Raw genomic sequence first — 26,085 nt, 5'->3', positions numbered from 1 at the left:
CATTCTTCATCTTTTCTTAAAAACTCTCGCCGAAGGCGACGCCACGGATCACACATGCGCCACCTCCATGCCATGGGCACCACCCATCATCAGGCCGATCTCGTCCACAGTCAGACCTGTCGTTGGGCGCGGTGCACTTAGCCGTCCTTCATTCAAAGCCGCAAAGCTGTCCGAAATTTCCATCAATTCATCCAGATCCTGGCTGATGCAGACTACCGCAGTTCCCTTAGCGGCCAGATCCAGAATGGCCTGCCGGATCGCTGCCGCCGCCGCTGCATCCACGCCCCAGGTGGGCTGGTTCACCACAAGAACGTCGGGGTTTTGCAACACTTCGCGACCAATCACGAATTTCTGCAAGTTCCCTCCGGACAAAGACCGCGCGGCATTCTCAGGACCCGGCGTGCGAACGTCAAAAGCGCTGATAATCTTCTCGGCAAAGCTTTTGGTCTCGGCCCATTTCAGGAAACCATTACTCTCCAGCCGTTCCCGCACCGATCCGGTCAGCAAGGCGTTTTCCGTCAGGCTCATATCCGGGGCTGCTGCATGGCCCAGCCGTTCTTCGGGGGCTGTCAGCACACCCAGCTTGCGCCGCGCGGTGGGGCCGAGTTTGCCGATCCGTAGACCGTTGAACTTGATCGCATCCGCAGCGGTCAGGATTTCACCCGACAGCACACCCAGCAATTCATCCTGTCCGTTCCCGGCAACGCCACCAATGCCCAGAACTTCGCCCTTGCGGACGGTCATGTGGATGTTCTTCAGCGCCGTGCCGAATTCCGACGGCGACGGCACTGATAGCCCAGTGACATCCAGAGCAACCTCACCAAAGTCACGCCCCGAGCGTTCAGGCGTCTGCAGGGTCGAGCCCACCATCATCTCGGCCATGTCCCGCGCGGATGTCTCGGCGGGCACGCATTCGCCCACATTCTTACCCAGTCTCAGGATCGTCGCGTGATCACACAGCGTCCGGATTTCTTCAAGCTTGTGCGAAATATAGAGGATCGATGTGCCTTCGGAGCGCAGCTTGTTCAGCGTCTCAAACAGGATGTCGACTTCTTGTGGAGTCAGCACGCTCGTCGGCTCGTCCATGATGAGCAGCTTGGGGTCTTGCAACAGACAGCGGATGATCTCGACCCGCTGACGCTCTCCTGCGGACAGATCCCCAACAGTGCGGAACGGGTCCAGTGGCAGGCCATATGCCTCGGACACTTCGCGGATACGTGAGGCCAGATCGCCCATTGGCGGTGGATTCTCCATCCCCAACGCGATGTTCTCGGCCACATTCAGCGCGTCGAAGAGCGAAAAGTGCTGAAACACCATTGCAATACCGTCAGCCCGTGCAGATCGAGGTTCAGGGGGCGCGAAAGGCTGGCCGCGCAACAGCATGGTGCCGCTGTCAGGCTTCACCAATCCATAGATCATTTTGACCAGTGTCGATTTTCCGGCGCCGTTTTCCCCCAGCAGGGCGTGAACTTCGCCCTCGCCGATGTCGAAAGACACCTGATCATTGGCCACGACGCCGGGATAGGCTTTGGTTAGCCCTTGCAGGCTCAATAGTGGAGTGGTCACGCGCTCAGGTCCTTCTTCAACTCGTTCTGCCAGGCCGGGCGCAACAGTTGCGCGGCAACGCCAACGGCGATCATCTGCGGGTGTTTGCCCAGGTTCGGATCGCCAATCGGACAGGTTATCCGGCTGATCCGCTCGGGCGAATGCCCAAGCGCCGCCAGCCGCGACCGGAATCGCGCCCATTTCGTAGCCGAGCCGATCAGTCCCGCAAAGCGGAAATCATGCAAAAGCAGCCTGTTGCACAGTTCCAGGTCCAAATTGTGTGAATATGTCAGCACAAGGTGCTCGGCATCGGTCGGTGCGTGTCGGACCAGCTCGGCCGGTTTTACTGCCGGAACCACGGTTACACCCTTGGGAGTGGTGGTCGGAAACCGATCCGGACCGGTGTCGATCCAGGTGATTGCAAGGTCGGGCAGCGGTGACAGAACATCCACCAGAGCCCGTCCGACATGACCGGCACCCCAGATCCAGAGGTGTCGGGTTGGTTTGTGCACCGGCTCGATCATCCAGCCGTCGACTATCTGGGGTTCAGGAGTGATCCCCTGGCCACGCGCGGTTGCCAGCAATCGTTTGACCGATAACGGCATCTCCCCGCCAGATGTGGCACGCACGATGAGTGTTTCATCCAGCGTTTCCAGCGCCGCGCGGTCATAGACCTCGCTGAGCAACGAAACCGCGCCACCGCAACATTGTCCCATCTCGGGTCCAAGCGCGTGGTGGGTCAGGCGCGAAGCTTGGGTTTGTGCCCGCGCCGCCTCGGCCGCCTGAAATTCCAGCGTACCGCCACCTATGGTGCCGCTTTGCCCGTCCTTCCAGACAAGCATGGCCGCGCCGACTTCGCGCGGGGATGATCCTTTGATCCCGGCAATGACCACGCGGACCACTTGTCCGTGGGTTTTGACTGCCTCCCTCAAAGCCTCCAGATCAAATCCCATCAGATGCCTCCCTTCATCCTTTGGACACCGCGCCAGACTTCTTCAGCGGTGGCAGGTGCGTTGAGTGCAGGGTACATGTCGCCACAGGCTGCCACCGCGTTGGACAGGGCCAGCCATGACGAGATGCCCAACATGAAAGGTGGCTCCCCGACCGCTTTCGAGCGATAGATGGTGTCCTCGCGGTTTGCACCACCCCAAAGCGTGACATTGAAAATGTCGGGCCGGTCGGAGCAGGCGGGGATCTTGTAGGTCGAGGGCGCGTGCGTGCGCAGGTTGCCCTTGCCATCCCAGACCAGTTCCTCGGTCGTCAGCCAGCCTGCGCCCTGCACATAGCCGCCTTCGACCTGTCCGATGTCCAGCGCCGGGTTCAGCGATGCACCCGCATCATGCAGGATGTCGGTGCGCAGGATGCGGTTCTCGCCGGTCAGCGTGTCAACGGCAACCTCGGTTATCGACGCACCATAGGCGAAGTAGAAGAATGGACGTCCGCGTCCTGCGATCCGGTCCCATTCGATTTTGGGTGTCTTGTAGAAACCCGTTGCCGACAGGCTGATCCGGCCCTGATAGGCCAGCGCTGCAGCTTCGGCGAAGGTATAGCGCTCTTCGCCCACCGAAACGTGGCCGTCGGAGAATGTGACGGCAGAAGGATTGGCCTGATGCCGTTCAGCCAGATAGTCTGCCATCCGGTCGCGAATCGTATCACAGGCGGCTTTCACTGCCATGCCGTTCAGGTCACTGCCCGAAGACGCTGCCGTCGCCGATGTGTTCGGTACTTTGGCGGTGTCGGTGGCGGTAATCTTGACCATCTCCAGCGGGATGCCGAAGCGTGAGGCCGCGACTTGCGCCACTTTCTGAAACAGTCCCTGACCCATTTCGGTGCCGCCGTGGTTCAGATGGACCGAGCCATCCTGATACACATGCACCAAAGCACCGGCCTGGTTCAGGTGGGTCAGAGTGAAGGAGATACCAAACTTGACCGGAGAAAAGGCGATGCCCTTCTTGATCACACTGTTCTCGGCGTTCCATTTATCGATAGCCGCTTTGCGCGCAGCGTAGTCGCTGGACTTCAGTAGCGCCTCGGTCATTCCGTGCAGTTCGAAATCGCTGATCTCCATGCCGTAGGGCGTCGTGTTGCCACCTGCGGGCAACGGGCGCATGGGGGCGTCCCCTGTCTCTACAGCGCCCCGGCTGGTCAAGTCTTCACGCGGGTCGGGATGGCCCAGAGGCTTTTCGACTGGTGCAGGCTCGACGACTGCGTGGGCCGGTTCATAGTAGTTCCGGCGGCGCAGCTCGACCGGGTCCAGACCAAGTGCATGTGCCGCGTGGTCCATAACCCGTTCTATACCCACCATGCCTTGCGGGCCGCCAAATCCGCGATAGGCGGTGGCGGATTGAGTGTTGGTTTTCAATCGGTGGCTTTCGATCCGCGCATTGGGCAGCAGATAGGCATTGTCCGAATGCAGCATTGCGCGGTCGGCGACGGGCAGGGACAGGTCCTGCGCCCAGCCGCAGATCGCATAGTGGAGGAAAGACACGCCCTGAATGTGGCCATTCTCATCGAACCCGGCCTTGTAGGAAATTCGGAAGGCATGGCGCTTGCCGGTGATGATCATGTCATCGTCGCGGTCATAGCGCATTTTGCAGGCTTTGCCTGTGGCGCGCGCGGCAACGGCACAGGCAACGGCCAATGCGTTGCCTTGACTTTCCTTGCCACCAAAGCCGCCGCCCATACGGCGGGTTTCAACCCGGATGGCGTGCATCGGAACGCCCAAGGCATCCGCAACCTTGTGCTGTATCTCAGTCGGGTGCTGGGTCGAGCTGTGCACCAGCATATCCGCGCCTTCATTTGGCACCGCCAAAGCGGCCTGGCCTTCCAGATAGAAATGCTCTTGTCCGCCAAGCTCAAACGTGCCTTCGATGACGTGCGCCGCGCTTGCGATGGCGGCGTCCGCATCACCTTTGGCGTACATGCGCGGTCCGTCCTCGAACCGGCTGTCAGCGGCAAGCGCCTCTTCGACCGTCAGGATTGGTGTGTCTTCGGCATAGTCGATCTTGCCCAGACGGGTGGCCTTGCGGGCGGCCAGATGGCTGGTTGCGACAACCAGAAACACGGGCTGGCCGATATAGTGAACCGTGCCGTCTGAGAGTAATGGCTCATCATGGATCGAGGGTGAGACGTCATTGGCGAAAGGCAGATTCTCGGCCGTCATCACCATCACGACACCTTCGGCGGCCTTCACATCCGATAAGTCCATCGCGGTGATCTTGCCCTTTGCGATCGGGCTGAGGCCAAATACCAGATGCAGCGTGCCCTTGGGCGTCGGGATGTCATCCACATACCGTGCTGAGCCGGACACATGCAGCGGGGCCGCATCGTGTGGGAGGGGTTTGGTTACGCTCATGCCGACACCTCCAGCACGTTGGTGATCTCACCCTGGTCTTCGAGGAAATAGCGTTCCAGCATCGCTTTGGCCGTCTCCAGACGATAGGTGGCCGAGGCGCGCATGTCCGTGAGTGGTGCGTAATCGTCAGCAAAGGCAGAGAGCGCGGCTTTAATGGCGTCGCGTGTCCAGGGTTTGCCGATCAGCGCGGCCTCGACATGCGTTGCCCGTTTCGGAACTCCGGCCATGCCGCCGAAAGCGATACGTGCCTGTGTGACGCTGCCGTCCGAAACCGTGACATTGAAACACCCGCAAACGGCCGAGATATCCTGATCGAACCGTTTGCTGAGTTTGTAAGCCTTCAGCCTGTCGGGCTGACGCGGGAAGCTGACGGCTTCAACGAATTCACCCGGTGTGCGGTCTTGCTTGCCGTAGTCAATGAAGAACTCGTCCAAGGGGATCGAGCGCCGCTCATCACCCTTGCGCAGATGCAAGGTTGCACCCAGCGCAATCAGTGCAGGAGGATTGTCCCCGATAGGCGAGCCGTTGGCGATGTTGCCGCCGACGGTCGCTGCATGTCGCACCTGAACGCTGGCGTAGCGCCGGATCATTTCGGCGTAGGAAGGGTGCAGGTCAGCCAGGGCCTCTCCCATGCGATTCATGTCGACCATGGCGCCGAAGCGGACTTCGCTTTCAGTGATGGCGATCTGTTTCAGATCTTCGCAGCGGTTGAGGAAGATCACGGGATCCAGATCACGCAACTGTTTGGTGACCCAAAGGCCAACGTCGGTTGCCCCGGCAATAAGTGTCGCATCAGGGTATTCAACGTACAAAGCGGCCAGTTCATCTGACGAACCCGGTACTCGCCGTGCATCGGCTGCGGGGGCAGGCTTATCTTTGACCCAAACAGGCACGGGAAGTTTTGCTGCGGCCTCGGCAGCGCGGATAATCGGGGCATAGCCGGTACATCGACACAGATTGCCGGCAAGCTGGGTGTCGTGATCGGTCGCGCCATTGGCGTGGCTGGCGACCATCGACATGACAAAACCAGGGGTGCAGAACCCACATTGAGATCCGTGCAGGTCTACCATGGCCTGCTGTACCGGATGGGCTTCGCCATTGGGCCCGCTTGCGCCTTCGACAGTGCGGACGGCTTTGCCATGCAGTTGGGGCAGGAACAGGATGCAGGAATTCAGCGCCTTGTGGCCGCCTTCATCCGTGACCATGACGGTACAGGCCCCGCAATCGCCTTCGTTGCAGCCTTCCTTGGTGCCGGTCAGGCCGCGATCCTCGCGCAGCCAGTCCAGCAGGGTCGCCGTAGGATTGACATCCGCCAGCTCCACTGTCTCTCCGTTCAGAAGAAACGTGATATTCATTCGAGAAACCCGTCGCCTTACCCTGTTGCGCCCTTTAGACCCTCCTTCGATGCGACGTAGAAAGAGCGGCGGGCGAATAGCTTGCCGTAAGATGTTAGAAACAGTGCGGCTTATCTGGCAAGAAAAACTGCCTCTGTGATGCACCATTGGAAACGCACGGCATGTGATTATTGTCTTCGTGTAGAAGGTAGGCGGTTGTAAATAAAGAGCTTTTTGAATACGTCAGCCGATCAATCCCGAAGCACCTTCTGGAAAAGCCGAATAATCAGCGTCGATTTTTTTGTGCATTCCGAAGCTACGGTTCCTGCTTTTGCAGAGCGTCTGGCTGAGATAGCTTGGTCCGTATGAGCAGAAATCCACGATTCATTCACCTCCGCGTTCACACCGAATACTCCCTTCTGGAAGGCGCCGTGCGGCTTAAAAAGCTTCCTGCGCTTTGCGAGAAGATGGAGATGCCCGCCGTTGCGGTCACGGACACAAACTCGATGTTCTCGGCTTTGGAGTTCTCGGTTACAGCAAGCGGTGCGGGCGTGCAGCCGATCATGGGCTGTCAGGTTGATCTGACCTTTGTGCAGGCGCAGCCCGGCGAGAAACCAAGAGCGCCCGCACCGTTGGTTCTGCTGGCGCAGTCCGAGGTCGGGTATGAAAACCTGATGAAGCTGAGTTCGTGCCTGTATGTGGACAAGGGTGGGCAGCTGCCACAGGTTTCTTTGGACGAGCTGGCAGATCGGTCCGAAGGTCTGATCTGTTTGACTGGCGGTCCGGACGGGCCGGTGGGCTTGTTGTTGCAGCAGGGCCAACGCGCTGCAGCCGAAATGCTGGTAGATCGTCTGGCGGGAATGTTCCCGGATCGGCTTTATATCGAACTTCAGCGCCATCCGGGCGAGGACGGTCAGCCAGAAGCAGAACGCTTGACCGAGCGCGGCCATATCGAAATGGCCTATGCCAAGAACCTACCGCTGGTTGCTACGAATGACGTCTATTTTCCGACCTCGGACATGTATGAGGCGCATGATGCGCTGATCTGTATCTCGGAAGGTGCCTATGTCGACCAGCAGGAAGGTCGCCGCCGCCTGACTGCGCAGCATTATTTCAAATCGCAGCAAGAGATGGTGACGCTGTTTGCGGACTTGCCCGAGGCTATTGAGAACACTGTCGAGATTGCCAAACGCTGCGCCTTCATGGCTTATCGCCGTGATCCGATCTTGCCGAAGTTCGCGGATGATGAGGTGGCCGAACTACGCCGCATTGCGAACGAAGGTCTGCAGAAACGTCTGGCAGTGATCCCGCACGCGGTGACGCCTGAAGCGTATCAGGAACGTCTGGATTTTGAGCTGGGCATTATCGAAGGAATGGGCTTTCCCGGTTACTTCCTGATCGTTGCCGACTTTATCCAGTGGGCCAAGGATCACGATATTCCGGTAGGGCCGGGGCGGGGCTCGGGTGCGGGGTCTCTGGTGGCTTATGCGCTGACGATCACCGACCTTGACCCTCTGCGCTATTCGCTGCTGTTCGAGCGGTTCCTGAACCCCGAGCGGGTCTCGATGCCCGACTTCGACATCGACTTCTGCATGGATCGCCGCGAAGAGGTGATCCGCTATGTTCAGCAAAAATACGGCCGTGACAAGGTGGGACAGATCATCACCTTTGGTGCGCTGCTGTCGAAGGCCGCCGTGCGCGACATCGGGCGGGTGTTGCAGATGCCCTATGGGCAGGTGGACCGCCTGTCCAAGATGATCCCGGTTGAGGGGGTCAAGCCGGTTTCGATTGAGAAAGCGCTGAAAGATGAACCGCGCCTGCGTGAAGAGGCGCGGAACGAAGAGGTGGTGGATCGTCTTCTTACTTATGGGCAACAGGTCGAGGGATTGCTGCGCAACGCGTCGACCCACGCAGCGGGGGTGGTGATCGGTGACCGACCGTTGGACGCGCTGGTGCCACTGTATCAGGACCCACGCTCGGACATGCCAGCAACCCAGTTCAACATGAAATGGGTGGAACAAGCCGGGCTGGTGAAGTTCGACTTTTTGGGTTTGAAAACCCTGACTGTGATCCAGAACGCGATGGATTTGATTTTCAAATCCGGGCGGCATCTGCATATCGCGGCGGATGGCACTGAGCTTTATGAACCCGCAGAAGGGGCCGAGAACGAGATCAACGCCATCCCGCTGGATGACAAGGCGACGTATAAGCTCTACTCAGCGGCCAAGACCGTGGCTGTGTTCCAGGTGGAATCCAGCGGCATGATGGACGCGCTCAAGCGGATGAAGCCCACCTGTATCGAAGACATCGTGGCCTTGGTGGCGCTGTATCGTCCGGGCCCGATGGAGAACATCCCGACCTATTGTGAGGTCAAGAACGGGCTGCGCAAGATCGAGTCCGTGCATCCTTTGATTGACCACATCCTTGAGGAAACTCAGGGCATCATCGTTTACCAGGAGCAGGTGATGCAAATCGCGCAGGTCATGGCGGGATATTCGTTGGGTGGTGCCGACCTGTTGCGCCGCGCGATGGGTAAGAAGATCAAAGAGGCCATGGATGCCGAGCGTCCCAAATTTGAAAAGGGCGCGGGCGAGAACGGCGTGGATGCAAAGAAAGCCTCTGAGGTTTTCGACCTGCTCGAGAAATTCGCCAATTACGGCTTCAACAAGTCCCACGCGGCCGCCTATGCGGTGGTCAGCTATCAAACCGGTTGGCTGAAGGCGAACCACCCGGTCGAGTTTATGGCAGGTGTCATGAACTGCGATATCCATCTGACGGACAAGCTGGCCGTCTACTTTGAAGAAGTCCGCAAAGGGTTGGAATTGCCCTATGTGCCGCCATGTGTGAACCGCTCGCTATCGACGTTCGACGTTGTGAACGGTGAATTGGTCTATGCGCTGGGCGCATTGAAAAACGTAGGCGTCGAGGCGATGAACCTCGTGGTCGAGGGGCGGGCGGAAAAATCGTTCGTCAACCTGTTCGACTTTGCACGTCGAGTGGATCTGAAGAAAGTCGGCAAACGCCCGTTGGAAATGCTGGCGCGGGCCGGAGCCTTTGACGAGCTCGACAAAAACCGCCGCCGCGTGTTCGAAAGCCTTGACCGGCTGGTGCAGTATTCGGCGGCGATCCATGAGCAGAAAAACTCCAACCAAGTGTCTCTGTTTGGTGAGGCCGGTGACGACCTGCCCGAACCACGCCTGTCACTGACGCCGGATTGGCTGCCTGCCGAGCGCCTCAGTGAAGAGTTCAAGGCCATCGGTTTCTATTTGTCCGGTCACCCGCTGGACGACTATATGCCCGCTTTGAAGCGTAAACAGGTTCTGACGCTGGATGAGGTGATGGACAAAGCCCGCTCTGGCCCGCTGATCGCCAAAATGGCCGGAGTAGTCGCCGGACGGCAGGAACGGAAATCGGCCAAGGGCAACCGCTTTGCTTTTGCGCAGCTCTCGGACCCAACCGGAGCCTATGAGGTCACGCTGTTTTCGGACACGTTAGAGAAATGCCGTGAGTTTCTGGAAACGGGGGCTCAGGTCGTCCTGACCGCCGAGGCGACGATGGAGGCAGATCAGCTCAAACTGCTGGGTCGGTCAGTCGGACCTGCGGATTCGCTGGTGGCTGAGGCCGGGGCAACCGGGTTGCGCATTTTCGTTGATGAGGCGCAGGCATTACCAACTGTTGCCAAAGTGTTGGAAGACGCCGCGACCGCCGCCAAGGGCGCAGCGCGGGGTCCAATCCAACTGTTGTTGTTGGACCCAAGCCTGCCGGGGGATGTTGAAATGGATCTGGGGCGCGAGTTTCCGATCAACCCGCAAATCAAGGGCGCGATCAAATCGCTGGAAGGCGTGATGACTGTCGAAGAGATCTGACACCTCTTTGTTGCCACACAGTTAACCCCTCGTTAGGCTGACCTGACAGAGATGTCTTTGGGTCATGCCACGGGAGGGCGTTGATATGACGATAGCAGGTCTCAAGTTCAGAAAATTTGCATTTGGAGCCGCCGCGTCGCTGGCTCTGGTTTCGGCCTCAGCCGGACTGGCGGACGACAAGAAAAAAGAAAACACGATCAAAGGCGCTGTAATTGGCGCGGGTGTCGGAGCCTTGATCGGTGATGGCAAGGGTGCTGCAGCAGGGGCTGTGGCTGGTGCGCTGATTGGTGCGAATTCTAAGTGAGTGAAGGAGCAACAAGATGCGTTTTAGTCCGCTGAAAGTGATTGTCGTCGCCGGAATGCTCACAAGCCCTGGCTTGGCGTTTGCCGACGAAGAAGCCGAACAGATGATGCAAGAGGCACTGCCGCTTATGTATCACACCTGCACCACGGTCATCGAAGAGGCCGATGGGAACGAAGAATACATTCTGGACGTTGTCGGGAAGATGACGGCCCTGTCGTTGTACAACCGTCAGGTCGATATCGAGGCGCATGCCACGTCGGATGAGGATAAGGCCGCTCTGCGCGAGACTTTTCTGGCTGCTTTGAAAGACGGCTGTGCTGGTGACGAAAACGCCTTGTTGGGTGGTGTTGTGGACAATGCGGTGAAGACGACGCTGGGGCTGTAAGGCTTTAGTAGTGCGGCGGCAGTTCATCACCAAAGACTACGCCGCCTGATCCTTCCTGCGCACGTTCTGCTTCACGCTGCAGCAGCATTTCCACCCGGCGGGTCAGCCGGTCGATGTCCGACTGTTGTTTGGTCACGACCGTGTTCAGCTCGTCCACGGTACGGGTCAGATGTGCGATCTTTTCTTCCAGATGCTGCATTGGAAACTCCTGTCTTGCGCCGGTCATAGCGACCCTGTGCCGCCATGGCCAGAGAAAGCGCGCCTTGCCCCGATGCGGGCCATGGGATAGACCGCGCGCGGAACAAGGACACTCCCAAGGACGCCCCACATGGCCAAGCCCAAGAAACAGCCCCGCCCCAAGGCCGTCACGCCGAAAGGGTTCCGTGACTATTTCGGCGAGGAAGTCACGCAGCGCACCGAGATGCTGCGGACGATTGCGGGTGTGTATCATCGTTACGGGTTCGACGCCTTGGAAAGCAGCGCGGTCGAGACGGTCGAGGCACTGGGCAAGTTTCTGCCCGACGTGGATCGCCCGAACGAAGGCGTCTTTGCGTGGCAGGAGTTTGACGAAGGCGGCAACGGCGACTGGATGGCCCTGCGCTATGACCTGACCGCGCCTTTGGCCCGTGTTTATGCGCAGCACCGCAATGACTTGCCGACGCCATATCGCCGCTATGCGATGGGCCCGGTCTGGCGGAACGAAAAGCCGGGGCCGGGGCGGTATCGCCAGTTCTATCAATGCGATGCGGATACGGTGGGTACAGCCTCGATGGCTGCTGATGCCGAGATTTGCGCGATGCTTTCGGACACATTGGAGACCGTGGGTATTCCACGCGGCGACTATCTGGTGCGGGTCAACAACCGCAAGGTTCTGAATGGTGTGCTCGAGGCGATGGGTCTGGGTGAGGACGCCGCAGCCCGAGACAACGTTCTGCGTACCATCGACAAGTTCGATAAGGTGGGCGAGGACGGTGTGCGTGAGTTGCTGACCAAAGGCCGTCTGGATGCCTCGGGCGCGTTTATTGACGGCGTGGGCCTCAGCGACGATCAGGCCGAGCCGGTGATTGCCTTCCTGACCTCCAAGGCCGCTGATACTGCCGGAACGCTGGCCAACCTTCGTGCTGCCGTGGGCAATAGCAAGATCGGTGCCGACGGAATCGCCGAGTTGGAACAAATCGGCGCTTTGTTGGACGCAGGCGGCTATGGTTCGGACCGGATCGAGATTGATCCTTCAGTCGTGCGTGGTCTGGGTTACTACACCGGACCAGTTTACGAGGCCGAGTTGACCTTTGAGATTTTCGACGAGAAAGGCCGCAAGCGGCAATTCGGGTCGGTCTCGGGCGGGGGCCGTTACGACGATCTGGTCAAGCGGTTCACCGGGCAGGAAGTACCAGCGACTGGTATTTCCATTGGTGTCGATCGCCTGCTGGCCGCGTTGCGCGAAAAGGGCAGGCTGAGTGCGCAAGCCACCGGCCCCGTTGTTGTCACCGTCATGGATCGCGACCGGATGGCTGATTATCAGGCGATGGTGGCGGAGCTGCGTAATGCAGGCATCCGCGCCGAGGTTTATCTGGGCAATCCCAAGAGCTTCGGCAATCAGCTGAAATATGCGGACAAGCGGAATTCTCCAATCGCAGTGATCGAAGGCGGCGATGAGAAGGCGAATGGCATCGTTCAGATCAAGGATCTGATCCTGGGTGCCAAAATTGCCGAAAGCGCCACGCTTGAGGAATGGAAGGAACGCCCCAGCCAGTTCGAAGTGCCGCGCAATGAACTGGTCGCCAAAGTGCGCGAAATTCTGGACAGTCAGGACTGAGCGATGCCCAACCGTTCACAGATACAGGCCCGCGCCGCAATGATGCGTGTCCGGTTCGAGGCTGCGGGCGCTCAGGTGGTGGACACGCCCCTGTTGCAACCGGCAGAAACGTTGCTGGATCTCTATGGCGAAGACATCCGTGCCCGCGCCTATGTCACGTCCGATGCGTTGCGGGGCGAACAGATGCTGCGCCCGGACTTCACGTTGCCCGTGGTGCAGATGCATATGAGCGACGGGGCTGAACCCGCGCGCTATACCTATTCCGGCGAGGTTTTCCGGCGGCAGGAACACGACCCGGACCGGGCCAATGAATACATCCAGGTTGGCTATGAGGTGTTTGACCGGAACGATCCTGCCGGAGCCGACGCTGAGGTCTTCTCGCTCTTTGCCTTGCAACTGCGCGGCTTGCCGCTGCGCGCAGCCACTGGGGATATTGGTATCCTGACTGCCGCTGTAGCTGGGTTGCGCACGACCGAGCGTCGCAAGGCCGCGCTGATGCGCCACCTTTGGCGGCCGCGCCGGTTCCGGGTGTTGCTGGACCGGTATGCGGGTCGGGCGGCAGAGCCCGAGTTGCGGTCCGATCTGCTGAATGCCACTGACCCGATGGTGTTTGACGCGCCGATGATCGGTAAACGTCGGGCCTCGGAAATCGAGGCGCGGATCGAAGCTTTGCGCGAGGATCGCGACACCCCACCGATTTCTGACAGTGAGCTTGTTGGATTGGAAACGCTGCTGAACGTGCGCGAAACCATGCCCTTTGCTCTGGAGCAACTGCGCGACGTCGCGGTGGACTTGCCACAGATCACCCCGGCGCTGGATCGGCTGGAGGCGCGCGTAGCCGCGTTACAGGCGCGCGGTGTTGATGTCGCGCGTTTGGATTTCGAGGCCGCCTATGGCCGGACCTCGATGGAATATTACGACGGGTTCGTTTTTGGTTTTTATGCCGCGGGCCGACCCGATCTGCCTCCGATCGCGACCGGCGGGCGCTATGACGCGCTGACCCGGCAATTGGGCAATGGGGCCGAAATCCCGGCTGTTGGGGGCGTACTGCGCCCCGATCTGATGCTGGAGATTGAGGAGGGTGCAGAATGAGCCTGAAACTGGGCGTGCCCTCGAAGGGCCGGTTGATGGAAAAGACGTTCTCGTGGTTCGAAAAACGCGGCATTACTTTGTCCCGTAGCGGATCAGACAGGGAATACGCTGGCAGGGTCGAAGGGATCGAAGGGGTCTCACTGGTTTTGCTTTCTGCCGGTGAAATCCCGCGCGAACTGGCCGCGGGGCGAATTCATCTGGGCGTCACCGGGATTGATCTGGTGCACGAGAAACTGCCGCGTTGGGAACAGCAGTTGGAAGAGATCTCGCAGCTTGGGTTCGGCAAGGCTGATCTGATCATCGCAACTCCGGCCTGTTGGGTTGATGTCGATACGCTTGATGATCTGGATGCGGCGGCTGCGGCGTTTCGTAAGACCCATGGCCATCGTCTGCGGATTGCCACCAAGTATCACAGGCTTGTGCGCGAGTTCCTGACTGATTCAGGCGTGGCCGATTACACGCTGGTCGATAGCCAGGGCGCGACCGAAGGCACGGTGATGAACGAGACCGCCGAAGCGATTGCCGATATCACCTCGACCGGAGAAACCCTGCGGGCCAACCACCTGAAGATTCTTTCAGATGGTCTGATCCTGCAATCGCAGGCCACGCTGTGGCGCAGTCGGGTCCCGAAATATGACGCGGCGAAGAAAGCGGTTCTGTCAGAACTCCTTGATCGGCTGCGTTAAAGCACACCGATTTCCGCAAGCGCGCGGTTAAGGTCATCGGGCAAAGCGTCGTCCTGCGCGCGCCCTTCGGGCAGGTCCGCAGGTGTGTCCTCGGGTTTGAGGTAACGCCAGCCCTGGAACGGGCGTTTCAGGGCCGTCTGCGTGCGATGTACTTCGGGGTCCAGCACGATGGCACAGCGGCGGATGCCGTCCTCTCCGATCACCTCATCCAGCCGCAGGATGCGCTGACGACACTGGATCACGCCTTTGATCACCCAATAGATCGATCCGCCATTCAGAATCTCGGCCTCGCGTTTGGGCCACATGCGGGTCACATGGCGCGGGCAGCCATCCTGATACAGCGGCATGCGGCTGTCTTGCCAGGCCATCAGCGTATCGACGCTTTCCGATCCGACGGACAGTTTTATGAGGTTTACGTACTTATCCACAGCTTTCCCACAGAGTCGTCCCAAGGCCCATCTTTATATTGTAGCTTGTAGCGCGCAGTCATCAAGGTGTTGTGGTGTTGGGGTGATTTGGGGTACTCTGGATACCTCTTTCAGAACAGGGAATCACCAATGAGCCGCTTTGCCGCCCCCATCGCCGAGCAGATCTGGGACATGAAATACCGTTTCAAACAGGCGGATGGCACGCCCATCGATCAAACGGTGGAAGACAGCTGGCGACGCATCGCCCGCGACCTTGCGCGGGTCGAAAAAGACCCTGCGCATTGGGAAGAAGAGTTCTATCAGGCGCTTGAGGACTTCAAATACCTGCCTGCAGGGCGGATCACGGCAGGTGCAGGTACCGCGCGTCAGGTGACACTGTTCAACTGCTTTGTCATGGGCACTGTACCCGACAGCATGGGCGGCATCTTCGACATGCTGAAAGAGGCCGCGTTGACTATGCAGCAGGGTGGCGGGATCGGGTACGATTTCTCGACCATCCGACCGCGTGGTGCCGATGTGAAGGGTGTTGCAGCGGATGCCTCTGGCCCATTGAGCTTCATGGACGTGTGGGACGCCATGTGCCGCACGATCATGTCCGCAGGCTCGCGCCGTGGGGCGATGATGGCGACCATGCGCTGTGACCATCCCGATATCGAACAGTTTATAACTGCCAAATCCGATCCGGCCCGTCTGCGCATGTTCAACATGTCGGTGCTGGTGACTGATCCGTTCATGGAAGCCGTCAAAGCCGATGGACCGTGGGAGCTGGTGTTTGGCGACAAGGTTTACCACACCGTTCAGGCACGTGATCTGTGGAACAAGATCATGCAGGCCACCTTTGATTTTGCCGAGCCGGGCGTGATCTTCATCGACCGCATCAATCAGGCCAACAACCTGAGCTACGTTGAAACCATAGCCGCCACCAACCCGTGCGGTGAGCAGCCTCTGCCGCCTTATGGCGCGTGCCTATTGGGCTCGATCAACCTGGCGCGTCTGGTTGCAGACCCGTTTGAGGACGCAGCCCATCTGGACGAGGAGGCATTGCAAAAGCTTGTCGCCAAGGCTGTTCGGATGATGGACAATGTGGTGGATGCCTCGAAATTCCCGCTGGCGGAGCAGGAGGCCGAGGCCCAGGACAAGCGCCGTATCGGTCTTGGCGTAACCGGTCTGGCAGATGCGTTGCTGATGCTGGGTCTGCGCTATGGTTCGGACGAGGCGGCGCGTCAAACCGAACGCTGGTTGCACGCCATCGCCCGCGCCGCGTATCTGGCGTCGGTCGACTTGGCGAAGGAAAAAGGGGCGTTCCCCTTGTTCGACGCCGAGAAATACCTGGCCAGCGGCACGATGCTACAGATGGATGAGGATGTGCGCGACGCAATCCGAGACCATGGCATCCGCAATGCGCTTCTGACTTCGATTGCACCGACCGGGACGATCTCTTTGTACGCGGGCAATGTGTCGTCAGGGATCGAGCCGGTTTTTGCCTATGCCTATACGCGCAAGGTTTTGCAGAAAGACGGATCGCGAACCGAAGAAGAGGTCGTGGATTACGCGGTGCAGATGTGGCGTGACAAGTTCGGTGATAAAACGTTGCCGGACTACTTCGTCAACGCGCAAACTCTGTCTCCGTCCGATCATGTCAAGATGCAGGCTGCGGCGCAGAAATGGATCGACAGCTCGATTTCCAAGACGATCAACTGCCCCGAAGATATCAGCTTTGACGCGTTCAAGGACGTCTACATGAAGGCTTGGGATCAGGGCTGCAAAGGTTGCACGACCTACCGTCCGAATGATGTCACCGGTTCGGTCCTGACCGTTTCGGAAAGCGATGACAAGGTGCCAGGAGAAAGCGCGGATGCACCCCATGAGGTCGATGGCGGAGACGTGATTTACATGTCTGAGCCGCTGGACCGTCCGCAGGCATTGGAAGGGTCCACATACAAATTGAAATGGCCCGATAGCGAGCACGCGATTTACCTGACCATCAACGACATCGTCATCGGAGGCCGTCGTCGCCCCTTCGAGGTGTTTATCAATTCGAAGAATATGGAGCACTATGCCTGGACGCTGGCACTGACCCGGATGATCTCGGCTGTGTTCCGGCGTGGTGGGGATGTGTCCTTTGTGGTCGAAGAGCTGAAGGCCGTGTTCGACCCGCGCGGCGGTGCCTGGGTGCAAGGGAAATACATCCCGTCGATTCTGGCCGCGATTGGCGGTGTGATCGAGCAACACATGATCAATATCGGTTTTCTTGAAGGCGAGGGGATGGGGCTGAAATCTGATCCTCAGGCGCAGGTCGTCAATATGGACGCCCCACGCGGCAAGGCTTGCCCATCCTGCGGTCAGTACGACATGGTGATGATCGAGGGTTGCATGACCTGCCGCAGTTGCGGGCATTCCAAGTGTGGTTAATCCAGCTACTGTATTTGTTGCGCTTCATGAAATGACCCATAGATCTCCCATTTCGTTCTTACTCGTGTACATTCCCTTCACATTGCACGTGCATTATGCCAGGTGTTAGGGCATCCGTAGAATGAAGTCTGGGAGCAGTTGTAGGTCGTCTCCGAGCGCCACCTTTCCTTGATTTTGATGTGCCCTCAAACGAGGGCGCATCGAGCGTTGGATTAAGGTTCTCGGCCCACTGATGCCGTAAAACTAAGCGGACCGGTGTTCGCCGTGTTCAGCGCTCTGTGACCAAATTATTGTGCTTGGGTTTCCACTCATAGTGGTGCATGGCTCGTCGCAATCCGCTCAAATGTTCTCTGCCCAGTTCGAAGCCTTCTGTAAAATTCGTACAGTTATCGCACTGGATTGGCGTGGGAACGTTGAATCACAAAAGACCGAATATGGTTACCGAATATGTCGATTTGCTAAAGATCTATATGATCTTGTCAAAGAATATGGGCTTACTGAGTTTGATATTTTAGGTCACTCTTTGGGAACATCGGCTCTCTGGTCTTATATGTCGATGTTTGGCCATGATCGCCCACCTCGGAAACTTATCTTTGTTGATGAACCCGCTTCACTCCTTGCCAGACCAAATTAGAGTGCCAGGACTCGCATAGATGCTGGAGCCATTATCAGTTCGCTGGAAGCGCTTGCGCAGTTTACTGACAGTGTCATCCATGCAGATTCCGGCACCACGCATGCGGATATTCTGCGACCTATGTTCACGTCAGAATTTCCCGAAGATAAACTCCTTTCGGTAGCTGCTGAAAATCTTAAATTCCCGCGGATGTATGCTGCTAGCCTTCTCGAGGACAACTGTCTTCATGACTGGCGCAGCGTAGTCAGGCAAATACAAAATCCGGTCCTTGTTGTTGCTGCGGAAGGTAGTCCCCATCCACTGGAATCTCAACAATGGATAGTCTCACAAACCTCGGGTGCGAAATTGATCGTCATCCCGAAAGATGAGGGTGGAAGCCACTTCATGTTTGTGGAAAATCCGCATCGATTTAAGGGTTCTGTCTCTGAGTTTTTCGAGACCTCCTAGCCCACCTTCGGGCCGCGCCTTGGGTGCTAAGTTTTAGCAAGCGGCAAGGCGAGCTCCAAAGCCCTTGAAGCGCAGGAGGCAACGAAGTCTCAAGATCTGACAAACTAAAGTGTATGCGGCCTAAACCTAGTGTTTAGAAGGGCTGATTGGTCACATTCTCGCCGTCAATACCCCTTCCAACGGAAAGCCGAGCGTGCAAGCGAATGCGCATTGAGTGGGTGACGCTGGGTAATTCAACCCTCGCGCGCGCATCAAAGAGCTTTAGCCAGATGGGGCAGAACACATGCAGGTCGAGCAACGGGTACGCGCTTTTGCGCATGGGGGACGTCTATCCAAGTGGAAGGGGAAAGTGGCGAGCATCGCGCCCTCGCTATTCCTCTGCTCTGCCTCAGTTTTGACGGTTTCAGCGGGGGCTTCATTGGGGGAGGTCGTCAATGGGGCACGAACCACGCCGCTGATCAGCAGTGTGGATGAAGATCACACCATCACGAGTACCGGGTCGATCAGCAACAACCGCTTGCCGGGGGCAGCCTTGGTTCAAGTGAACGTGGCGGATTATTCCAGCACTGTGACGAATGCCGGACAACTGACAGCCCCCGAGGCGAACGTCAGGACCCGCGCAGCGGTCGACATCAATGGCGATTTGTCTGGCACCGTCCTGAACTCCGGCACGATATCGATGGGTGCCGCGCTTGGCAACTCAGCTATCATTTCCGGGATTGATGTGTCGGGCATCACCACAGGTTCGGTGCAAAACAGCGGTTTCATCGATATTGGGAACTTTGCCCTGACTAACGGAAACTCATTTGGAATTCTGACCAATCAAGTCGATGGCACGCTTTCAAACAGCGGGACGATTAACCTTAAGGGCAGCAACAGCAGCAGAGCCATTGCAATTGGGCTAACTGCCGACGTTGTGAACGGAGCTGCAAGTAACAGCGGCAGCATTGGTATTGATGTCTCAAGCTCTAGCGGGTCGGCTCTCGGATTTGGCATGTCCTTCCTAACAATCAACGGGACGGTCGATAGCTCTGGCCCCATTAATGTATCTGCATCCGGAACAAATATTGGCCGCGCAGTCGGTGCTGAAATTGAGGGCCTGATCGGGGAATTGAACAGTACCGGCGCCATCAATGTGTTGGCAACTGGTGGAAACCAGGCAACCGGGGGCGCAGTTGTGGTAAACAACCTCTCCGGGCGTCTGCAAAACAGTGGCGCACTTACTGTCGAGATGAAAGCGGGCAGCACCGGAAGAGCAGACTATGACGTCGTCAAAGTCTCCGGCCTGAGTGGAACACTGACCAACTCGGGGATGGTTTCCGGGCGGGGTTTCGGCGGAAACGCTGTGGCAGACGGGTTCGATTTCGGGGGCGTGGGCGACGGTGCGAATTTCGACAATTCAGGCGCTGTCAATATTCAGGCTCTTGCTACATCTTCGACTGCAAATGCCGGCGGGTTGGATTTCGGCAATGTTTCCGGCAGTGTCTCGAACAGCGGACCCGTCGATGTCGCCGCCGCGGGGGTCACCTCGGCCACTGCCCCGGGGATACAGGCTCGCGACATCTCGGGTACCGTGCTCAACAGCGGTGGGATTTTTGCTGATGCAAGAGCCAGCAACGGTTCGGCCACAGCATATGGGTTTCAAGTTGATGAGGTGCATAACCAGCTAACCAATGATGGTCCCTTGGTGATCGCGGCGAACGGTACGCGCAACGGAGCAGCAACCGGGATATTGACAGATCTCGTGCAGGGAGCTCTGACTAACAACGGCGGCATCACGGTTGCCGGTCAGGGGTCCAGCGGCTCGGCCGCAGGCATCCGCGCTAGTTCCATTGCGGCAAATGGAACTTTGAGCAACACGGGTACGATCAAAGCTGTCGCCGAAGGGCAAGGGGCTAGCGCAAGCGTCGAAGGGATCAGGGTTCTGGGCCGTGTGGCAGGTGCGCTGGAAAACAGTGGCCAAATCACGGTCCAGGCGATCGACACCGTCTCGGCCGACTCGACTGGTATCCTGACAATTGCCGTGGACGGTTCGCTGACCAACAGTGGGACCATAACGGTAGCCGCTGGCGGAGGATCCTTTGCGTTTGTGGAAGGGATCGAAGTGCGAGGAAATGTCGACGGTTCCTTTGATAACAGTGGCGCAGTAACGGTTCAGGCCGTCGGTACAAGCTCGGCGTATGTAGACGGGATCAACACAACTAATATTGGCGGCACATTCAGCAACTCTGGCGTCATCTCGGCATTTGCGAAGGCTGATTTTTCTGGTGCAGACGGGATTGCCCTAGACGATGTTCTGGGTTCGGGGGACATCTCGGCGAGAGCGTCGGGAGATACCACTGCGCGCGCCAGCGGTATAGCCCTCGGTTTCGTCAACGGCAGATTTTCAAATTCCGGCAGTATCGTCGCGAGCGCTACGGTGCCCGATTCGAGCGCTCCTGTTCCCTTCCAACGCGCTGTTGCCAACGGGATTAATGTAGACAACATCAACGAAGATCCAACGGGTGGTTTCGGGGTGTTCGAGAACTCGGGCGCGATTGCGGCCTCGGCCTCAGGTTTGAACGCCTCCGCCCTGAGGATGCGATTTTCTCACGTTGGTGGCAAACTGTCCAACAGCGGTAACATCTCTGTCGAAGCTGTCGCGGACCAGGGTTCTACAGCCTTTGCAGCTGGCATTCAGGGCGCAAACGTTCGCGATAGCGGGGACGTATTAAACTCCGGCACCCTGCAGGTTTCAGCAGCGGGCCAAAACGTTGCAACCGTTGCAGCCGTCGGGATGTCTTTTGATCAGATCGACACGGGTGTAACGAATAGCGGAACGGTTACGGTTTCGGCGCAAGGTGACGCTTTTGTCCGGGCGTATGGCATTACCACTGCTGCATTGCCTTCAGGCGGCGTTCTGAGCCATGGCGGCGCGATATCTGTTGCTGCCTACGGGGGTACGGATACGGAAGCTTATGGCATCTTCGTGGGTAGTGCTGAAGGTACGGTCAATGTGACAGGTAACGTCTCTGCCACTTCAACCGGCAAGAGCTACGCGGTGTTTCTGGGCGACGGCGGCGGTACGCTAAATGCCGAAACTACCGCAGATATCAATGGGACCATTCGGGTCAGCGATCACGACGTAAATTTGAACAATGTCGGCGGGCGGGTTGTATACCATTTCCAGGACGATGAAACGACCAACGGTGTGTTCACCACGTCGGTTTCCTCAGCCTCTCAAGGTTGGTTTGTTGATGATGAAGGGGGCTCGGCACCTGTCTATGCCTCGTTCGACGCCGCTGAACTGCAACCGAACACAAACCAGTCGTTCGAAATAGCAGGGCTTTCTTACAATCTTGCGCGTCAGCTGGACAACGGCGATCTCGACAATGTCAGCCGTGACCGGGTGGTGCTCAGCACTCGCGGAAGCGGCCCAATCGAAGGTTTTCGGCCGTACTTCCTGGTCAGTGGCAGCAAAAGTGACGGAACCGCAAGCGGCAGTTCTTCTGCGCTTTCTTCAAACATGTGGAGCGTCAATGCAGGTGTAACCCGTGATCTTGGAATAGGATTGCGATACGGGTTTGGGGCCAGCTACTTCAAGAATGACGGAACCTTTGGCTCTTCGTCCTTCGACACCTCGGGTGTGTTTATCAGCGGGATCGTGGCCCAAAATTTCGGGTTTGCTGATTTGAGCTTTGGTCTTGGTTACGGTGACCTGGACAATCACGAGTCTGGCACCAACGGGAATGTTGCGACGGAAGCTGACTATTCCAGCGACATGATAACTGCCTTCGTTGCTGCAGAGCGTGAGTTTGCCTTGAAAAACGGCGCGATCCTGACCCCAAGGGCAAGCTTTATGTACGGCAAAGAAAACCTGGAAGAATTTACTGAGACGGGTAGTTCCGCCAATGCAACAATTGGCGACAGGACTATCACATTCAATGAAACCCGGATTGGCGGTGAATACGCAACCTCTATGCTTGGTGGGCGTCTGTCAGCTTCATTGGCGGCAGTGCATCGGGACGCAGATGCGCCGTCAATTGTGGATGTGTCCATATTCGGGAATACGCTTGCTTTGGCCTCAGGCGGAGGGGGTACCGACACTTTCGGCGAAGCGGGGCTGAACTTCGAGAAACCCTTCGAACATGGGGGAATCCTGCGCCTTGAAGCAAGATCATCCCTCGGCGCTGACGTATCAACTCAGGCCCTCTGGGCATCCTATGAGTGGAAGTTCTAGGCGAAAAGTGTCCGTCCGGTAAGCGCAACCTAACGCGTTCGATAGAGGGCGTCTAAGTGCCCATCATCGATAGTAGACATCATGGGGCACTCCATGAGCAAGCGAAAGAAGCGGTTTTGGTCAGATGAAGAGAAGCAGATTGCGACAGCGGCGGCGACACAAGCCAGTTCTATCGCTCTGCCGAGGACAGCAAACCTTCCCGGCAACACAGCCGCAAACCGTTGCCCCAACATCTGGATCGGCAGGATCAGGTCCTGTCACCGGGTGAGGAATGCACTCGCTGGGGCGGAACACTGAAGACGCTGGGTGAAGGTGTGACCGAGGAACTGGAATACGTTCCGGGTCGGTTCATCGCGAACCGTATTGTGCTACGATTGGAGTTGAGGCAACAGGCAGGTTAATGAGATGCGTAGCGCAATCTTCTTACCCATGGCAGCATTTTTCCTAGGCGCCACCGATCACGCCCGATATTTGGCAAGCTCGCTCCAGCACAATTCAAGTGCATCCGACGTGTTTTGGGACTTGCGCGCTGCGCAAATGTTCCACGTAAGGCTCTGTTTCAACGGCACTGGTTTGACTTTCTTTGCTCTGATCAACTCCTCGAACGTGTCCGGCATCCCTCCTACGATGTACTCCGGCTCTACCAACAACCCGGTCAGGAAGTTGTAGTCGTCGCACTCAATTCGCGGCTGTGCATTGACCTTTTCGACTGCCTCGGCATCGCCACCAAGTGACTTTGTCAAAGTCGCCTTCCAGTGTTTGTGAAGATGCGGCGAGGCAAAGGGAAAATCAAAGATGCCTGCCATCGTCTGAGGACCGCGTTGGTGAATTTCATGATCTCGATGGGCCACAAATTGAATTTCTTTCTTTTCCATCACCATGATCTCGACATCGTCGGCTTCGGGTGTGTAGGTCAGATCACCGAGGAAAACGTCGAACTCTCCCGCCTGCAATAAGTCGAGCGGGCGCGCATAGGCGCTCACCAGAACTCGAAAGCGCAGGTCGGGCATCACTCGCCGCACTGATCGCAAGACGGGCAGGATCAGAGTTCTCGTAGTCAGAGGTCCACAGCCAATGAGCAAAGTTCCCGGCCCGGTTTCACGCAAACTGGTCACGCGAGTCGTAAAGCGATCCAGGTCTTCGCGCAAAGCCTTAGCAATCGGCAAAAACTCCTGTCCAGCGCGTGTCAGTGTGCTGCTGTTGCGACTTCGGTCAAAGAGCGCCACCCCCGCATGGTTCTCCACTTGCCCGACGTAGCGGGAAAAAGACGCGTTGGAGACACCCATCGCGCGGGCCGCATTTTGGAAACTGCCAGTCTCGGCCAATGAAAGAAAGGCAGTCAGGGCATTTTCATTAATCATGCGTTCAGTTTCTTTCCAGAATTCGGGTTTTAAATTCCACAATGCGAAATCTTAGTAAAGCCTTGTTGCAGCATCAAAGTTTCGACCGCTATCCCGAACGGACCTTTCGATAGTCCCACCACCGATATCGTCTTCTACGTCCACAGAGGTAAAAATGTTCATTCTTCGATCTGTTGCGGTTTCCGCCACGCTGGCCACGGCTTCGGTCTGTGCCCTGCCAGTCCTGGCCGAAACCGACCAACCTAATATCCTTGTCATCATGGCTGACGATGTCGGCTGGGCCAGTCTGGGCAGTTACCATCAGGGTGTGAAAAGCATCAAAACCCCCAACCTTGACCAGCTTGCTGCGGATGGCATGCGCCTTACGGATTACTATGCGCAGCCAAGCTGTACCGCCGGGCGGTCTGCCTTTATCACCGGACAATTTCCGGTTCGAACGGGGATGCACACGGTTGGCCTGCCCGGAGACCCAGAAAAAGGTCTGAGCGAAAATGACCCAACTCTGGCCAACATGCTGAAATCTCTGGGCTACACAACTGGTCAATTTGGCAAGAACCATCTGGGCGATATGAACAAGTTCCTGCCGACAGTGAAAGGTTTTGACGAATACTGGGGCTGGCTCTATCACCTGAACGCGATGGAATACACATCCGATCCGGACTGGCCGAAAGATCAAAAATTCAACGACACTTTTGGCCCTCGGAACATCATCCATGCTTACGCAACTGATACCGTAGATGAAACTGTTGATCCGCGCTGGGGGTTGGTCGGAAAACAACGCATTATCGACGATGGTCCCGCTCCGCCCCAGCGGCAGAAGACGCTCGACGATGAAGTAACGGCGCACACGCTGGACTTCATCAACCGCGCGGTTGACAGCGAAACGCCTTTCTTTGTTTGGATGGCCCCGGCGCGCGCGCATGTCTGGACACATCTGAGCCCCGATTACGAAGCCATGTTGGGTGACGGACGCGGTTTGCAGGATGTGGTCATGAAAGAGCTTGACGACAACGTGGGCAAAGTCATGGCTCGGTTGGACGAGCTCGGCGTTTCAGAAAACACAATTGTCGTCTTCACCTCGGATAATGGCCCTGAAACCATGACTTGGCCCGACGGGGGAACAACACCGTTCCATGGCGAAAAAGGCACAACCTGGGAAGGCGGCTTCCGCGTCCCTGCCATCATTCGCTGGCCCAGAAAAGTCCCAGCCGGAACCGTGAGCAACGGTATTTTTGCCGGTCTAGACTGGATGCCCACCCTTGTTGCTGCCGCTGGCGGCCCAGATGATCTGCCTGGATCATTGCTCCAAGGCTACGAGGGCTATCAGGTGCATCTGGATGGGTTCAACCAACTGTCGTTTTTGACTGGTGACAGCGACAGCAACCGGGATGAGATCATCTACTACGAAGGCCCGGACCTGCAAGCGGTGCGGCATGGTGACTGGAAAGCGCACTTCACGATACAAACCAAAGGTTGGGCGGGACCCAAAGAAGAACTGAACGCACCCCTGCTGTTCAACCTGCGCCGCGATCCCTACGAAAAAGCGGCCGAGGAATCGGGGATGTATACACGGTGGATGGGCAACAAGATGTGGGCGTTTGGTCCTGCTGCCGAAATCGTCCAAAACCACCTGTCTACATTCAAGGAATATCCTCCGCGGGGATCGGACATAACCAACCAGGGCCATGTCGAAGAACAAATTTCGACCGAAGGCGGGATGTCGCAGTAGAAGTTAATACTCGGGAGGCATCAATCGTTGCCTCCCGATCCATCAAAAATTTGCACGAAAACACCTGCTGATAGGGGCCGCTTTACACCTAAACTTGTCATTAGGACTCCGCGCACCATCACTATATTTGGGCTCGCTGCCGACGTTCTCTGCGACGTGCCCCAACTGGTGCGGAGAGCCATAACCTGCCGTTGCCATGCCATCTGGATGCTTCGGATGCAGTCGGTCGGCCGCAGCCCTTTGGCGTCATTGCCGGCCCAGGTGCCCGTCAATTGTTAGGGTGAAATGATCGGATGTCCGCCCCGAGCCCAAATTGCTCATTCGTCAGAGTAAAGCGCATAGTAGCTTTGGGGTGCACGCACTTTGCCGTAGTGGATTTTTCAGCGATGAAGACTATTAACTGATTTCTGCGCACCCTCAGTCAGCGGAAAAATTTCTTGGTTGCGTGAAGCGATGTATCGAGCCTATTTCG

Annotated in this window: 18 protein-coding genes; 11 read left to right on the top strand and 7 right to left on the bottom strand. The window is 57.5% G+C overall.

The window, feature by feature from the left end; genetic code table 11:
• Positions 1-48 precede the first annotated feature (48 nt).
• From AC2FJZ_RS16550 to xdhA, 4 genes are read right to left on the bottom strand one after another with little or no spacing between them, the layout of a single operon-like run.
• Positions 49-1,566, bottom strand: coding sequence for an ABC transporter ATP-binding protein (locus AC2FJZ_RS16550; RefSeq protein ID WP_496778998.1), 1,518 nt, complete (start codon positions 1,564-1,566; stop codon positions 49-51).
• Positions 1,563-2,498 (bottom strand): xanthine dehydrogenase accessory protein XdhC, encoded by a 936-nt coding sequence (gene xdhC / locus AC2FJZ_RS16545; protein WP_496668778.1) that lies wholly within the window; start codon positions 2,496-2,498, stop codon positions 1,563-1,565. Before xdhC ends, AC2FJZ_RS16550 begins: the two co-directional genes overlap by 4 nt.
• Positions 2,498-4,900 (bottom strand): xanthine dehydrogenase molybdopterin binding subunit, encoded by a 2,403-nt coding sequence (xdhB, locus tag AC2FJZ_RS16540; RefSeq protein ID WP_496778997.1) that lies wholly within the window; start codon positions 4,898-4,900, stop codon positions 2,498-2,500. The genes xdhC and xdhB overlap by 1 nt, the downstream gene beginning before the upstream one ends.
• Entirely contained in the window at positions 4,897-6,255 is a 1,359-nt protein-coding gene (xdhA, locus tag AC2FJZ_RS16535) for a xanthine dehydrogenase small subunit (protein WP_496778995.1), read from the bottom strand. The genes xdhB and xdhA overlap by 4 nt, the downstream gene beginning before the upstream one ends.
• A gap of 344 nt (positions 6,256-6,599) precedes the next feature.
• Here xdhA and dnaE point away from each other — a divergent pair, with 344 nt between their 5' ends.
• From dnaE to AC2FJZ_RS16520, 3 genes are all read left to right on the top strand, one after another.
• Positions 6,600-10,100, top strand: a complete 3,501-nt coding sequence (gene dnaE, locus AC2FJZ_RS16530) for a DNA polymerase III subunit alpha (protein ID WP_496778993.1) — start codon at positions 6,600-6,602, stop codon at positions 10,098-10,100.
• A gap of 85 nt (positions 10,101-10,185) precedes the next feature.
• On the top strand, positions 10,186-10,404 hold the full coding sequence (locus AC2FJZ_RS16525; RefSeq protein WP_496778991.1) for a YMGG-like glycine zipper-containing protein: 219 nt from the start codon (positions 10,186-10,188) through the stop codon (positions 10,402-10,404).
• Between the two features lie 16 nt (positions 10,405-10,420).
• Positions 10,421-10,789: a hypothetical protein gene (locus tag AC2FJZ_RS16520; RefSeq protein WP_050604180.1), complete on the top strand. Its 369-nt coding sequence runs from the start codon at positions 10,421-10,423 to the stop codon at positions 10,787-10,789.
• A 4-nt stretch (positions 10,790-10,793) separates the two neighbouring features.
• Here AC2FJZ_RS16520 and AC2FJZ_RS16515 read toward each other — a convergent pair whose 3' ends face one another.
• The gene (locus tag AC2FJZ_RS16515; protein ID WP_496778989.1) at positions 10,794-10,988 is read right to left on the bottom strand and encodes a SlyX family protein; all 195 of its coding nucleotides are present in this window, start codon (positions 10,986-10,988) and stop codon (positions 10,794-10,796) included.
• 129 nt (positions 10,989-11,117) lie between these two features.
• Between AC2FJZ_RS16515 and hisS the strand changes: the two genes are divergently transcribed.
• Genes hisS through hisG form a run of 3 tightly spaced genes read left to right on the top strand, consistent with a single transcriptional unit; the run spans position 11,118 to position 14,383 of the window.
• Entirely contained in the window at positions 11,118-12,605 is a 1,488-nt protein-coding gene (gene hisS / locus AC2FJZ_RS16510) for a histidine--tRNA ligase (protein ID WP_496778987.1), read from the top strand.
• Between the two features lie 3 nt (positions 12,606-12,608).
• Complete coding sequence (locus AC2FJZ_RS16505; protein WP_496778985.1) at positions 12,609-13,697, top strand: ATP phosphoribosyltransferase regulatory subunit; 1,089 nt, start codon at positions 12,609-12,611, stop codon at positions 13,695-13,697.
• The gene (gene hisG, locus AC2FJZ_RS16500; RefSeq protein ID WP_496668794.1) at positions 13,694-14,383 is read left to right on the top strand and encodes an ATP phosphoribosyltransferase; all 690 of its coding nucleotides are present in this window, start codon (positions 13,694-13,696) and stop codon (positions 14,381-14,383) included. The genes AC2FJZ_RS16505 and hisG overlap by 4 nt, the downstream gene beginning before the upstream one ends.
• On the opposite strand, the gene AC2FJZ_RS16495 is transcribed toward hisG, so the two are convergent.
• Complete coding sequence (locus AC2FJZ_RS16495; protein ID WP_050604185.1) at positions 14,380-14,811, bottom strand: DUF1489 family protein; 432 nt, start codon at positions 14,809-14,811, stop codon at positions 14,380-14,382. The two genes, hisG and AC2FJZ_RS16495, sit on opposite strands and share 4 nt — an antisense overlap.
• Positions 14,812-14,940: 129 nt before the next feature.
• On the opposite strand from AC2FJZ_RS16495, the gene AC2FJZ_RS16490 reads away from it, so the two are divergent.
• From AC2FJZ_RS16490 to AC2FJZ_RS16475, 4 genes are all read left to right on the top strand, one after another.
• Positions 14,941-17,223 carry an adenosylcobalamin-dependent ribonucleoside-diphosphate reductase gene (locus AC2FJZ_RS16490; protein ID WP_496778983.1) on the top strand — a complete coding sequence of 761 codons (2,283 nt, stop codon included), beginning with the start codon at positions 14,941-14,943 and terminating at the stop codon, positions 17,221-17,223.
• 292 nt (positions 17,224-17,515) lie between these two features.
• Complete coding sequence (locus tag AC2FJZ_RS16485) at positions 17,516-17,857, top strand: alpha/beta fold hydrolase (protein WP_496778981.1); 342 nt, start codon at positions 17,516-17,518, stop codon at positions 17,855-17,857.
• An 865-nt stretch (positions 17,858-18,722) separates the two neighbouring features.
• Positions 18,723-22,523, top strand: coding sequence for a beta strand repeat-containing protein (locus AC2FJZ_RS16480; RefSeq protein WP_496778979.1), 3,801 nt, complete (start codon positions 18,723-18,725; stop codon positions 22,521-22,523).
• A 221-nt stretch (positions 22,524-22,744) separates the two neighbouring features.
• Positions 22,745-22,924, top strand: a complete 180-nt coding sequence (locus tag AC2FJZ_RS16475) for a hypothetical protein (RefSeq protein WP_496668804.1) — start codon at positions 22,745-22,747, stop codon at positions 22,922-22,924.
• 57 nt (positions 22,925-22,981) lie between these two features.
• Here the strand turns inward: AC2FJZ_RS16475 and AC2FJZ_RS16470 are convergent, their stop codons facing one another.
• Positions 22,982-23,884, bottom strand: a complete 903-nt coding sequence (locus tag AC2FJZ_RS16470) for a LysR family transcriptional regulator (RefSeq protein WP_496778977.1) — start codon at positions 23,882-23,884, stop codon at positions 22,982-22,984.
• Between the two features lie 154 nt (positions 23,885-24,038).
• Here AC2FJZ_RS16470 and AC2FJZ_RS16465 point away from each other — a divergent pair, with 154 nt between their 5' ends.
• A complete protein-coding gene (locus AC2FJZ_RS16465; RefSeq protein ID WP_496778975.1) occupies positions 24,039-25,613 on the top strand; it encodes an arylsulfatase in 1,575 nt (524 codons plus the stop codon).
• Positions 25,614-26,085 lie beyond the last annotated feature (472 nt).

The sequence above is a fragment of the Ruegeria sp. CDSA079 genome, assembly GCF_059612245.1.
This window is presented reverse-complemented; position numbering and strand designations above follow the sequence as displayed.